At 75.9% G+C, this 12,826-nt stretch carries 11 protein-coding genes; 6 read left to right on the top strand and 5 right to left on the bottom strand.

From position 1 onward, the window contains the following. Nucleotides 1-832, top strand: an 832-nt coding sequence (locus EBO15_RS40600; protein WP_325051985.1) for a LutC/YkgG family protein, incomplete at its 5' end; no start/stop codon positions are given. A gap of 18 nt (nucleotides 833-850) precedes the next feature. On the opposite strand, the gene EBO15_RS40595 is transcribed toward EBO15_RS40600, so the two are convergent. Beyond that, on the bottom strand, nucleotides 851-1,435 hold the full coding sequence (locus tag EBO15_RS40595; RefSeq protein ID WP_122199773.1) for a TetR/AcrR family transcriptional regulator: 585 nt from the start codon (nucleotides 1,433-1,435) through the stop codon (nucleotides 851-853). A 151-nt stretch (nucleotides 1,436-1,586) separates the two neighbouring features. Here EBO15_RS40595 and EBO15_RS40590 point away from each other — a divergent pair, with 151 nt between their 5' ends. Continuing rightward, entirely contained in the window at nucleotides 1,587-2,039 is a 453-nt protein-coding gene (locus EBO15_RS40590; RefSeq protein WP_233616808.1) for a plectin, read from the top strand. A 263-nt stretch (nucleotides 2,040-2,302) separates the two neighbouring features. After that, the gene (locus EBO15_RS40585) at nucleotides 2,303-3,052 is read left to right on the top strand and encodes a maleylpyruvate isomerase N-terminal domain-containing protein (protein WP_122199772.1); all 750 of its coding nucleotides are present in this window, start codon (nucleotides 2,303-2,305) and stop codon (nucleotides 3,050-3,052) included. 46 nt (nucleotides 3,053-3,098) lie between these two features. On the opposite strand, the gene EBO15_RS40580 is transcribed toward EBO15_RS40585, so the two are convergent. Beyond that, complete coding sequence (locus EBO15_RS40580) at nucleotides 3,099-3,950, bottom strand: helix-turn-helix domain-containing protein (protein ID WP_233616807.1); 852 nt, start codon at nucleotides 3,948-3,950, stop codon at nucleotides 3,099-3,101. 219 nt (nucleotides 3,951-4,169) lie between these two features. Here EBO15_RS40580 and EBO15_RS40575 point away from each other — a divergent pair, with 219 nt between their 5' ends. Together EBO15_RS40575 and EBO15_RS40570 are read left to right on the top strand one after the other, a co-directional pair. Further along, nucleotides 4,170-4,979, top strand: coding sequence for an aminotransferase class IV family protein (locus tag EBO15_RS40575; RefSeq protein WP_122199768.1), 810 nt, complete (start codon nucleotides 4,170-4,172; stop codon nucleotides 4,977-4,979). Nucleotides 4,980-5,588: 609 nt separating this feature from the next. Next, entirely contained in the window at nucleotides 5,589-6,437 is an 849-nt protein-coding gene (locus tag EBO15_RS40570; RefSeq protein ID WP_456047896.1) for a helix-turn-helix domain-containing protein, read from the top strand. A 144-nt stretch (nucleotides 6,438-6,581) separates the two neighbouring features. Here EBO15_RS40570 and EBO15_RS40565 read toward each other — a convergent pair whose 3' ends face one another. The 3 genes from EBO15_RS40565 to EBO15_RS40555 form a co-directional block, all read right to left on the bottom strand. Continuing rightward, nucleotides 6,582-7,232, bottom strand: a complete 651-nt coding sequence (locus EBO15_RS40565) for a hypothetical protein (protein ID WP_122199766.1) — start codon at nucleotides 7,230-7,232, stop codon at nucleotides 6,582-6,584. Further along, nucleotides 7,229-8,122: an ABC transporter ATP-binding protein gene (locus EBO15_RS40560; RefSeq protein WP_122199771.1), complete on the bottom strand. Its 894-nt coding sequence runs from the start codon at nucleotides 8,120-8,122 to the stop codon at nucleotides 7,229-7,231. Before EBO15_RS40560 ends, EBO15_RS40565 begins: the two co-directional genes overlap by 4 nt. 61 nt (nucleotides 8,123-8,183) lie before the next feature. Further along, nucleotides 8,184-10,889, bottom strand: coding sequence for an AAA family ATPase (locus EBO15_RS40555; protein WP_122199765.1), 2,706 nt, complete (start codon nucleotides 10,887-10,889; stop codon nucleotides 8,184-8,186). A 531-nt stretch (nucleotides 10,890-11,420) separates the two neighbouring features. Here EBO15_RS40555 and EBO15_RS40545 point away from each other — a divergent pair. Next, nucleotides 11,421-12,826: AAA family ATPase (locus EBO15_RS40545; RefSeq protein ID WP_147481880.1), on the top strand; the 1,406-nt coding region annotated here is incomplete at its 3' end.

Genomic DNA, 12,826 nt, shown 5'->3' with positions numbered 1-12,826 from the left:
TGGCCGCGCCGCCCGCCGAGAGCTTCCGCGCCTGGTGGCGGCGGCGCGAGGCGGCCCGCCGGAGGCACGGGTGAGCCCGCGGGACGGCGCCCTCGGCGAGGCGCGGGACGGCACCCCGAACGAGGCGCGGGACGAGGCGCGGGACGAGGGCCGGAACAGTGCACGGGAGAGTGCGCGGGGCGTGGGCCGGGACGGCGTGCGAGACGTCGCTCGGGACGAGGTGTTGCGCCGGGTGCGCGGGGCGCTCGGCGCGCCGCGCCGGACGCCCGTCCCGGTGCCGCGCGGCTACCTGACCCGGCTGACCGGTCCGGACGCCGCGACCCGCGCGGACGTGGTGGCCCTGTTCACCGAGCGCGTCGCGGCGCTCGGGGTGGCCGTCCGGCATGTCGGCGGGGACGAGCTGGCGACGGCGGTCGCGGCCGTGCTGTGGGGCTGGGAGGCCGAGCGGATCGTCGTCCCGTCCGACCTGCCGTTCGGGTGGCTGGCCGAGCTGGACGGTGTGCGCGCGCTGGCGGACTCGCCGGTGCTGGACGTCCCGGCGCTGGTGGCCGTGGACGGCACGGTCACCGGCTGCGCGGTCGCGGTGGCCCAGACCGGGACGGTCGTGCTCGACGGCGGCCGGGCGCAGGGCCGCCGGGCGCTGACGCTCGTCCCGGACCGGCATCTGTGCGTCGTGCACGCCGACCAGATCGTGGGCGCGGTCCCGGAGGCGGTGCGGCGGCTCGACGCGACGCTGCCGCAGACGTGGATCACCGGCCCGCCGCCGGCGCCGCCGTCGGGCGGGCCGGCGCACGGGCCGCGCACGCTGGAGATGCTCGTCGTCGACGACTGACGCGCCGGTGGGCACGGCTCAGCCGGGGTTGACGCCCGTGAGGACGAGTTCGAGCCCGGCGCCGAACCGGGAGTTCCAGTCCACGGGCGGTTCGCCGGGTTCGGAGCGGACGTCGCCGCGCGTGTCGCGGACCTCGAGGGCGACGTGGCCGATGACGAAGCCGAGGAGGCTGTGCGCGGCGACGGCGGCGGCCTCCTCGGCGACGCCGCCGAGCCGCAGGTGCTCGCGCAGCGAGCCGATCGTCCCGGCGAGCGCGGCCGGGTTGCGGTGGGTGACCAGCAGCGGCAGGACGCCCGCGTGGTCGAGCAGCCGGGCGCGGTAGGCGCGCGCCCAGACCATGAGGCCCTCGCGCCAGCCCAGGCCGCCGGGGGACCCGGCGGGCATCGCGCCGACGTGCGCGACCAGGTGGTCCAGGAGCTGCTCCTTGCCGCGGGGGAGGTGGTGGTAGATCGCCATGGCCTCGACCTCCAGGGCGTCGCCGAGGCGGCGCATGGTGAGGCGGGCGAGGCCCTGGCCGTCCACGATGTGGAGGGCGGACTCGACGATCCGGTCGGTGGTGAGCGGCGGGCGGTTCTGGGCGTTGATGCTCGGCTGCCGGACCATGGACGGTGCCTCCTGCTCCGCGGGACGGACGATGACGGAGATCACCTTACTGCGTAAAGGCGCCGATCCCGGTGTCCGGGGTCACAACGGGCGTGTCCCGAGCGTACGCTGACCCCTGTCGGTCCCGAAGATCGACGCAGGAATACGACGCTTGAGCACGAGCACGAGGTTCGAGGAGCACCACATGCCGCTGGGTCGCCGCATCAGCAAGGACGTCGCCGCGCGGATGGAGGACGACCGGCGGCTGGCCGGCTCCTACCGGGACCGCCTCGCGGACGCCACGGCCGCCGAGGCCGCGCTGCGGACCGCCCAGGCCGAGGACCGGCCCGCCGACGAGGTCAAGGCGCTGGACGTCGCGTTCGACCGCGCCCTGACCACCGCCCTGGAGGCGGCCCTGGCCGCCGAGCGGGTCGAGATGGGCGCGAAGGTGTACGTCTCGGAGGGGCAGGACGGCACCGCCCGCCGCGCCGCCGAGATCGCCGAGCGCAAGGCCCGCGCCCGCTGGTCGGTCCGTCCGTGGACCGACGAGATCGACCGCCTCCGCACCGCCCGTGAGGCCCACCGGCTCAGCTACCGCGCGGGCCGAAGCGTCGCCGCCGTCTGAAGCGCTCACCGGGTCCTTTCCGTGCCGGGCGCGCCGTCCGGCACGGAAAGGCGCCCGCGGGCGTCCGGCCGGGACGTGTCGAGGTGAGCATTTGACGCGCCCTAAGCCGACGACACAGCGAAGCGGAGTGGCACCGGAGAGCGAACTTTGAAATCCTCCCCTCTCGGGGAGCGCCGAAGGGTTCCGCTGGTGCGGGGCCGGAGCGGGCGGAATGGGCGGCCACCGGAGCCACGGGGGGCTTTCGCGAACGCGGGGGGATGCAGGTGGAGCGCACGCCGCCGGACCGGGAACGGGTCCTGGAGTGCTATCAGGACGGGCTGCGGGCGATCCGCGACCTGGCGGCGAGGGTGCCCGACTGGTCGGCTCCGACCCCCTGCGCCGAGTGGCAGGTGATGGACCTGGCCGGTCACCTGCGGTGCGTCGCCGAGAGCTACCTGGAGTACCTTCAGGACGCGCCGGACAGCCGCCTGGCGAAGCTGTTCGCGCAGGACGCGGCGTCCGCCGTCCTGATCCGGCAGCAGGCCCGGCAGAACGCGGCCGAGCTGGCGGTGCTGCCGCCGGAGCCCGGCGAGGGCCGGATCACCGCGTTCACGGTGTCGGCGGGCGCGTACGCCGACCTGATGCCCGACATGTGGGACCGCACGCACCTGGTCTACCGCGGCACCAAGTACACCGTCGGCGACCACGCGGGCGCGGCGTGCGTGGAATGGCACCTGCACGCGTGGGACCTGGCGCGCGCGATCGGCGCGGACTACCGGCCCGAGGACCCGGAGCTGCTGGTGTCGGCGTGGCACTGGGGCGTCCCGCACCTGCCGCTGGCGACCGCGCGGGAGGCCGAGCGCGGGGACGCGTGGGAGGCGGTGCTCCGCGCGTCGGGCCGGAGGCCGGGCTGGCCGGAGCCCGAGCCGGAGTCGGCGGCGTGCCCGCAGCCCCGGCGCCGGGGGCGTCAGCCGCGCAGGTCCCCGGACGGCACGCCGTCCCCGGAGTCGTCGCGCGCCGCGTCGTCCCGCTGAGGACGGTCCTGGCCACAGGACGCTCCTAGCTACAGGACGGCCCTGCCTACAGGGCGGCGGCCTGGGGCGCGAGCAGGGCGAGGGCGTCGGCGTCCGGGGTGTCCGGCGGGGCGTGGAAGGTCGTGAGGCACTGGTCGGAGTCGTCGGCGAGCCAGAACGACTCGAAGGCCAGGACCAGGTCGCCCGCCACGGGGTGGCCGATCCGCCGGGTGCCGTGGCTCTTCTCCTTGACGTCGTGCCGGGCCCACAGGCCGCGGAACTCCGCGCTCTCGGCCGACAGCTCCCCGACGAGTCCGGTCAGGCGCGGATGGTCGGGGAAGCAGCCCGCGTCGAGTTTCAGCGCGCCGACCGTGTCGGCGGCGAGGGCGTCCCAGTCGGTGAACAGGCGCCGGTGGCCGGCGCTGAGGAAGACCAGGCGTGCGAGGTTCCGGTCGCCTGGCGGGAGCGGGTCCCAGTCGCCGAGGAGGGCCGTCGCCATCGGGTTCCAGGCGAGCAGGTCGAGGAAGCGTCCGGTGACGTAGGCGGGGACGGTGTCCATGGCGGTGAGCAGTTGCCGCAGGGGTTCGCGGACCCGTTGGCGGGGCGTCTCGGCGGCCGCGCCGGTGGTGTTGCGGCGGCCGCGGGCGAGGCGGCGCAGGTGGGCGTGCTCGTTCGCGGTGAGGCGCAGGGCGCGGGCGAGCGCGTCCAGGACCTCGGTGGACACGTTGGGGCCGTGGCCCTGCTCCAGGCGGGTGAGGTAGGCGACCGAGACGCCCGCGAGCTGGGCGAGCTCCTCGCGGCGCAGCCCGGGGACGCGCCGGTGCCGTCCGGTGTCGGGTAGGCCGACGTCCTGGGGTGTCAGGCGGGCACGGCGGCTGCGCAGGAACGCGCCGAGGTCGCCGCCGGAGGGGTTCTCCATGCCGATCATTATCGAGGGTGGACGCGGCGTGACCGACCGGGCGGTGCCACCGGCCGGGGTGGTGCGACTGACCGGGGCGGTGCGACTGATCGGGGCGGTGCGACTGATCGGGGCGCGATCCTGCCACTGCCGGACGTAGGCACGGTGGAGGGCTGGGAGGTCGGCGCGCGGGCGGGCAGGGTGGACGGCGTCCGACCTTCGAGCTGGAGTGACTCACTGATGAACACCGCCACGACCGCATTCGTCGCCCATCTGGGCGGGCGTCCCGCGACCGCCGGGGAGCTGGCGCCGCTGGCCTTCGCCGGGTACGCGCACTTCACCGCGGCGCAGGTGCGCGGCGGCCGGATCCGCGGCCTCGACCTGCACCTGGACCGGCTGCGGACGGCGTCGCTGGAGCTTTACGGGCGGGCCGTCCCCGATGCGCGGGTCCGGGAGCTGCTGCGCGCCGCCGTCGAGGCCGGGCCGGACGACCTGTCGCTGACGGCGACCGTGTTCTCGCCGTCCGGGGAGTTCACCGCCGGGGGCGGCGACCTGGAGGTGCTCGTGCGGACGGGGCCGCCCGCGGACGGCCCGGACGGGCCGCTGGCGCTGGCGGTGGTGGAGCATGAGCGGGACCTGCCCGCGATCAAGCACGTCGGGGAGATCGCGAAGACCCACCGGCTGCGCCAAGCCGTCGCCGCGGGCTTCGACGACGCCGCGTTCGTGGACCGCCGGGGCCGGCTCACCGAGGGGACGATCTGGAACCTGGCGTTCTGGGACGGCGCGTCCGTGATCTGGCCGGACGCGGCGATGCTGGTCGGGACGATGATGGGCGTCGTGCGGCGTCGGCTCGAGGGGCTGGGCGTGCCGCAGGCCGTCCGGGAGGTGACGCCGGCGGATGTGGCCGGGTTCTCCGGGGCCGTGGTCATGAACTCCTGGACGCCGGGCGTCGAGGTGAACCGCTTGGGGGACGTGGCCCTGCCGGACGGGCGGGAGTTCGTCGACCTGCTGCACACGGCGTTCCGTGCGGAGCCGCCCGTCGAGCTTTAGGGGGGCCCGCCGGACGGCTGGGCGAACGCGCGCCATCGGGGCGCCTCTGAAAGGCGGAGGCGCTCCGATGGCGTGTCCGGGTGTTTTCTGGGCGTGGCCGAGTGCGTCCGGGGTGTGTCGGGGTGTGTCGGGGCGACGCGGAGTGTTCGGCCGGCGCCGGGGGGTGCGGTTCCCTCCCCCTATGGGGTTTAGGGGGAGGGGGAGGGGGGTGCGCGGAACGCGGGGCGGGGGGCGGCGCTCACCCCGCTGGGGTGGGAAAAGGGGCATCCGGAATCCCTGGACAACCCGGTCCGGATTCCGGCGCCGCTCTGGGGAACATAGGGGGTATCCGCTCCCGACGTGCGCTGTTATGGTGAATCTCGCCATTCAAAAAGGGTCCGCAATAATGTGAATTGCGGCGAGAGGGAAGGGGGGATACCGGGGGCTTTTTGTTGTAGGCCGGGGACTTGATGGATTGTTGCCGCGGGAGCTGAAGTGAATTCAGGGCAGGAATGCATGGGGAACGGCGAGGAAGAATCTGTGGTGCGGGTGGAGATAGCGGCGTTGTCCACAAGGGACTCGCCGCGCGTTCTCGGAGCCGATCCGGACCATGTGGAGACCTTGGCGGCGGTGCAGGACGAGCTGCCGCCCATTCTGGTGCACCGGGCCACGATGAACGTCATCGACGGGGTGCACCGGCTCAGGGCCGCGCGGCTGCGCGGCGACGACGAGATTCCGGTCAGGTTCTACGACGGCGACGTGGCCGACGCGTTCGTCGTCGCGGTCCAGCACAACATCGCGCACGGGTTGCCGCTGTCGCTGACCGACCGCAAGAGCGCCGCGGAGCGGATCATCGCCTCGCACCCCCAGTGGTCGGACCGCAGGATCGCCTCGGCCACCGGGATCGCGCCGGGCACGGTGGCCGAGATCCGCCGCCGTACCAGCGGCACCGCCACCGTGCGGATCGGGCAGGACGGCCGGGCCCGTCCGGTCAACGGGGTGGAGGGCCGGCGGATGGCCGCCGAGCTGATCCGCAAGGACCCGGGGCTTTCGCTGCGGCAGGTGGCGCGCGCCGTCGGTATCTCGCCCGAGACCGTCCGGGACGTGCGCAACCGGCTGAAACAGGGGGACGATCCGGTGCCCGCGCCGCGCGGCGAACGGGACCGGACCGTCAGCCTGGCGGCCCGCCGCCGAGCGCCCGCGGTCCGGCCCGCCGCCGAGCGCCGGACGGCCCCGTCCGAGCGGGCGGCGGTGGTGGAGCGGCTGCGCGGCGACCCGGCTCTGCGGCTCAGCGAGACCGGGCGCAACCTGCTGATGCTGCTCAACGTGCACACCATGAAGCAGCAGGACTGGGACGAGATCATCAAGAACGTCCCGCCGCACCGGGTCGGGATCGTCGCCCAGCTCGCTCGCGACTGCGCCGAGTTGTGGGCGGACGTGGCGACGCGGATGGAGGGCCGGGTCGTCGGCGTGGTCTGACCCCCGCCCGGGTCCGGCCGCCCGGTTCGTCCGCCCGGTTCGTCCGCCTAGTTCGTTCGGTCAGGTCCGTTCGGTTCGGGCCCGTTCGGTTCGGGTCCGTTTCGTGCGGGCCCGATCGTGCGGGCCCGTTCCTTTCGGGGGCGGTCAGTGTTCGCGGTGGTGGGACACCACGAAGGCGCTCACCAGGGCGATGACCGCGACCGCGGCGAGGAGGCCCGCACCGGCCCAGGGGGACGGCATGCTCTGCGCGTGCCGTCCGTCCAGGAACCGGTCTCCCGCCGCGGTGGGCGAGAACCGCGAGGCGGCCCGGGCGGGCCGGTCCGGCAGCAGCCGTACCAGGAGCGCGTCGCCCACCGCGGCCCCGACCAGCAGGACCCAGGCCGCGGTCGCGCTGCGCGCCAGGAAGCCGGTCGCGACCCCGGCCAGCCCGGCGAGCGCCAGGTAGAGCCCGCCCGCCGGGCCGGATACGGCTCCGATCGCGAAGCAGGCCGCCGCGCAGACCACCGCCTTGGCGGCCAGCAGCAGGCCCCGCCGTGGCACTGCCACCATGCTGAGGCGCATCATCCCGGTCGCGTACTCGGAGGTGACGCTGAGCGCGCCGGCCGCCGCCGTCAGCACCTGGAGCAGGACGTAGCCGCCGACGTCCGGCGCGATGGCCCCGGCGGGCTGCCGCACGCGCAGCACCGCCGCGAGCAGCGCCGCGGCCAGCAGCACCCGCCGGGTGGCGGGCAGCGAGGGCAGCTTCGTCCCCTCCGACCAGACGGCGCGCAGGAACGGGCGCACCGTGCGCGTCATCGGGCCACCCGGGACCCGACGAGGTCGCGGTACGCCTGCTCCAGGGTGGTGTGCTGCGGGGTCAGCTCGTGCAGCCGGACGGCGCAGCGCACCGTCAGGCGGTGGATGTCCGCGCCGCGCAGCCCGGTCACCAGCAGCGCGTCGCGGTCGGCGAAGCGGACGCCCGCCCCGGCCGCGGTCAGCCGCCGGGCGAGGTAGCCGGGATCGTCGCAGCGCACCAGCACCGACTCCGCCGCGTCCGCCCGTACCAGGTCGTCGGCGCTGCCGTCGGCGACCAGGCGGCCGCGGTTGAGGACCAGGAACCGGTCGGCGGCGCCGTCCAGCTCGTCGATCCGGCGGCCGGTGACGAGGACCGTCCGGCCCGCGCCGGCCAGGGTGCGCAGCAGCGTGCCCGCCCAGGTCGCCCCGGCCGGGGCGAAACCTGTCGTGGGGCCGTCGATGATCAGGGTGTCGGGGTCGCCCAGCAGTGTCCCGGCGATGCCGAGCCGCAGGAGCAGGCCCGGCGGCAGCGTCCGGATCCGCCGCCGTCCGGCCCCCTCCAGGCCGGTCAGGCCGCAGACCTCGGCCACCCGGCGGCCTGGGATGCCGTTGCTGCGGGCCAGCCACAGCAGGTGGTCGCGGACGCGCAGCCCGCCGTGCGCGCCCGGCGGGTCCAGCAGGACGCCCACCCGGCGCATCGGGTCCGGCAGGTCGGCGTAGCGGCGGCCCATCACCGTGGCCGTGCCCCGGGTGGGCGGGACCAGGCCGAGGACCAGCCGCAGGAGGGTCGTCTTGCCCGCGCCGTGCGGGCCGACCAGCGCGGTGACCACGCCCGGCCCGATGGTGGCGGTCAGGTCGTCCACCGCCGTGGTGGTCCGATAGCGCTTGGTCAGGTGACGCAACTCGATCATCGTTCCTCCGGGAGCGGGGGCGGGGACCGGATGGAGCGGGGACATCGCCGTCGGCGCGGGTTCAGCGGTGGTCCGGCGGCACGCGTCCGCCGCCGGGCCTGCCACCGGGTCTGCCGCAGGGGGCGTCGCCGGGGCCGGGATCCGCGGTGGCGCGTCGGCTCGGCCGCAGGTCCGCCCGGCGGCTGACGCGCAGTTTGCGGTAGATGCGGGTGAGGTGCTGCTCCACGGTGCTGACCGTGATGCCGAGGTCGGCGGCGATCTGGCGGTTGGTCCGGCCGAGCGCGGCCTGTTCGGCGACGCGGCTCTGGGCCTCAGTGAGCGGGGCCTCGGTGAGCGGGAGCTCCAGGTCGGGGTTCGGGCGCGGGCCCGGGGTCGGCTGCGGGTGCTCGACGTCGGCCGCCGCCCTGGGCACGGCCCCGGAGGAAGGGGCGGGACGGGGGGTGAGCACCGGGTGAGGGGCGCGGTTCACGTGCCGTCCGTGGTGCCCCATGTGGACGGGGTTCTCGGTGGGTGCGGAACCGGTCCGGTCGCCGTGCCCGTCGTCCGGTTCCCGGGCCGCGGGTGCGACGCGGACGAGCTGGTCGTCCAGCAGCGCGGCCGCCCGGTCGGGACGGCCCGATTCGACGAGCGCCCGTGCGGCCCCGGTGTGCCAGGGCGCGAGGCCGGGGGAGTCGAATCCCCATGCGTCGGTGAGCGCCTCCCCGGCCCGCAGGTCGCGCAGGGCCGCCGCGTCGTCGCCGGCCGCGAGGCGCAGGCGGGCGCGCGCCAGCAGGTAGGGCAGCGCGGCGGGGGTCTCGAACATGACGTCGGGGACGCCGATGGCCAGGTAGGCGGCGGCGTCGTCGTGACGGCCCTGCGCGGTCGCGGCGAGCACGATCACGGCGATCGGGACGCCGATCGCGACTCCCCAGCCCGCCGGGGCGATCCGCGCCAGCGCGGCGCGGGCGTGCCATTCGGCCTCCTCGTGCGCGCCCTGCCGCAGGTGCAGGACCGCCCGCAGGCCCAGCAGCACCGCCCGTTCGATCGGCCCGCCGAACGCGGTGGTGTCCGCCAGCAGCCGGTCGCACCAGCGCGCCGCCGGGGCCGGGTCGTCCGCGCAGGCCAGCGCCGCCAGTGCGGCCGGCACCACCCAGCCGGGGGCGTCGTCGAGCCGGGTCTCCTGCAACACCTGGTCGGCGGTCGCGGCGACGTCCAGGCCCGCGGGGGCGCCGGTCAGCGCGGCGGCCAGCGCGGCGGCGGCGCGCATCTGCCGGACCACGGCGGGGGAGTCGTGCCAGTCCGCGGGGGCGCCGCCGGGTTCGGGACGCCGTGTGCGCACCGGGTACAGGCACCCCATCAGCAGCCGGACGGCCTCGATCGGCAACGCGTGCTCCCACGGCGGCCGCGGCTCGGCCGACAGCCGCTCCAGCACCTGGCGGGCCTCGGCGGGCATGCCCCGCCACATCAGGTAGTGCAGCAGTTCGACCACCTGGCGCACGCCCAGCCGCCCGTCCCGCGCGGCCTGGACGAGCGAGGGCAGCAGCCGGGTCACCGACGCCGGGTCGATCTCCCAGGCGGCGCGCGCGAGCATGCTGACGGTCCGGACGCGGTGCCGCTCGTCCGCGGTGCCCGCCAGCGCGAGCCGCAGCCGCGCGACCGCCGCGTGCGGCTCGCCCCGGGTGAGGGCCTCCTCGGCGGCCTCGGTCAGGACGGGCGCGGCCCAGGGCGCGACGGTTCCGGCGGCCAGCAGGTGACCGGCCACGACGGAGGCGTCGGCGCCGTCCTCGTGCAGCAGCCGGGCGGCGTGCGAGGACAGCATCGCGTGCTCCTTGGGGGCGATGCCGTCCAGTACCGCGGTGCGCGCCGCCGGATGCCGGAACCGTCCGGCCGTGAGCAGGCCCGCCGCGGCCATCGCCGTCACGACCTCGGCGGCGCGGTCCCCGCTCAGCCCCACCAGGCGGCCGAGCAGCGTGGGTGAGACCGGCTCGCCCAGGACGGCGAGGGCGCGCGCCACGCGGGTGATCGCCGGGCCTCCATGGTGCAGGCAGGCCAGCACCGCCCGGGTGAACGCGGCGTCCACGACCAGCTCGGGCGTCTGGTCGACGGCGGGGTTGTCCTTCAGCAGGGCGTGGACGAGCAGGGGGTTGCCGCCGGTCAGGGCGTCGCAGGCCGGGGTGAGGCGCAGCGCGGCGGAGGCGCCGAACCAGGTGGCCAGCAGTTCGGTCTGTCCGCGGCGTGACAGCGGGCCGAGGCGTACCAGCCGTCCGTGCGGGTGGCTCAGCAGGTCGGCGCGGAACGAGCGGTGGGCCGGCCACGGGCCCGTGCTCTCGGTGAGCACCATCAGCACGGGCGCCGAGGTGATCCGCCGGGACAGGTAGAGCAGGAACCGCAGCGAGTCCGGATCGGCGTGGTGGACGTCGTCGACGCTGATCACCACGGGTGCGTCGGCCGTGTGGCCGAGCAGCGCCCGGAACGGGCCGTCCAGGACGTGCCGGTCCGGCGGTGCGGCCCCGGCGTTCGGGTCGTGCTCGCCGGGACGCGGTGCGGGGAGGGCGGCCAGGAGTTTGCGCACCACGCCGAAGGCGTCGCCGCGTTCGGTCCGGGCCGCCGCCGCGCCGACCAGCAGCGCGCCCGCGGCGGAGGCGTGTTCGGCGAAGGCCCGCACCAGGGCGGTCTTGCCGGCCGCGACCGGCCCGCTGATCAGAACGGCCTGTCCCTGTCCGGCGGCCGCCTCGGCGTAGAGCGTGCTCAGCGTCTCCAACTCGGCGCCTCGCTCGACCAGTTCCATGCTCGCCCCTGTGTGCGTCGGTGGCCGCGCCTCGCGGCGCGCGCCCGCCCCATCACCGTCCGGTGGGATGACGCGAGGAGTAGATCACGGGTGAAGTCACACCGACGTAACGTTGCGCGCCGCGCATCGGCCCCGGGAGGAACGGTCCAAGGCGGCGCGTGGCCCTCGTGCGGACCCGGTTCGGCGGCGGAGCCGTGGGGTCGCTGTGGGGGCTCGGTGGGGGGCTCGGTGGGGGTGGTGGCGGGGGTGGGGGCGGAGGGTGCGGCGCGGTGTCGGCGGACGGGTGTCCGGAGGGGGGTGCGGGAAGGTGAACAGGGTGAATAACTTTCGTTTACCGGGGGGTGCATGTTGGCGAAGTGCGCAGGTCGGGCCCCTGTGATCACGTAAAGCCATGATGCGAGCGCGAAAGGTGATTTGTCTCGTTGTCGGGTGCGGTGCAACGATCCAAACGCCGACCTGTTCACGGGCGTGGCGCGGAGCCGGCCGGGCGGACCCGGGGCTGGACACAGCGCACAGGGGGGAGCACGCAGCATGGGCGTCGCCGGACTGCCCGACGAACTGTCCGACGAACTGTCCGCGCTGGCCGGGACGGAGCGGACGGGGCTGCCACCCGCCGCCGACATCGTGGTCATCGAAGGCGCCGCGGGCATGGGCAAGACGACCATGCTGCACCAGCTCGGGCGGCGGATGGCGGGCACGGGAGCGGTGTTCCTGACCGCGGCGGGCGCCAGCACCGAACGCGACATCCCGTTCAGCACCGTCGGCCAGCTCTTCTCCCGCCCGGCGCTGACCGCCGACCAGGTCGCCCGGGCCGAACGCCTGCTGAGGGACGGCACGTTCATCGTCGCCACCCAGTCCGCCGCACACGACCCGTCCGGACTCTCCGACGTCGGCCCGTCCGGACTCCCGCCGTCCGGAATCCCGGTGCCGGGCCTGATGGCGGCAGGACCGGCGACCACCGACGGGGAACGGGCACGGTCCCTGAACGCCGACGGCGGGCCGCTGGTGTTCGACTGGGACGGCGAGCCCCCGGCCCTCGGCTGGGCGGAGGACCCGGACGCCGCACCCGACGGGTTCGCGGCGCCCGGCCCGGGCGGATTCGCGGCCCCCGGAACGGGGGGGTTTCCCGCGGCGGGCCCGGACGGGCCCCGGGCGGGTGCCGGGGTGGACGGGCTGCCGGCGAGCGAGCCGGGCCCGTTCTCGCCCGCCGCTCCGTACCGCGCGGCCGCGACCGTCCCGACATCGGTGTTCACCCAGTTGGCGGCCATCCTGCTCCGGGTGGCCGAGCACGCCCGGGTCGTGATCGGCGTGGACGACGTGCACCACGCCGACGCGGCCTCGCTGCAGTTCCTGCTGCACCTCGCGCGGCGTCCCGAGGCGGCGGGCCTGGTGCTGGTGCTGACCGGGTACCCCCAGCCCGGCTCACCCGGGCCGTACCGGCCCCGCCGCGTCCCGCACACCGAACTGCTCTACTCCGCCCGGACCCGGAGACTGCGGCTGGGACCGCTGCCCACCGAACGGGTGACGGCCCTGCTCACCGAGTACTACGACGGCGCCACGGCGCGCGCGCTCGCCGACGAGGCGCGCCGCGCGACCGGCGGCAACCCGCGCCTGGTCCGCGCGCTGGGCGAGGACGGCCGCGCCTCCGGACGCCTCGACGGCCCGGTCTTCGGCGACGCCTTCCGGCAGGCGGTGCTCGCCTGCCTGCACCGGTCCGGCACGACCGGCCCGGCCGAGGCCCTCGCGGTGCTTCCGCCCGGCACCCCCGCCGAACTGCACTGCGGGCTCACCGGCCTGGACCGCGAGGCGGTCCGGCTGGCGCACGACCTGCTGCGCCGGAGCGGGCTCGTCGAGGGCGGCCGGTTCCGCCGTCCGGCGATCGCCCAGGCCGTGCTGAGCGGAATGGGGTCCCGGGCCGGGACCGCGCTGTACCTGCG

Source organism: Actinomadura harenae, from assembly GCF_003696215.1.
GTDB classification, from domain to species: Bacteria; Actinomycetota; Actinomycetes; order Streptosporangiales; family Streptosporangiaceae; genus Spirillospora; species Spirillospora harenae.
The sequence above is the reverse complement of the archived record's forward strand: the minus strand, read 5'-3'. Positions and strand labels throughout refer to the sequence as shown.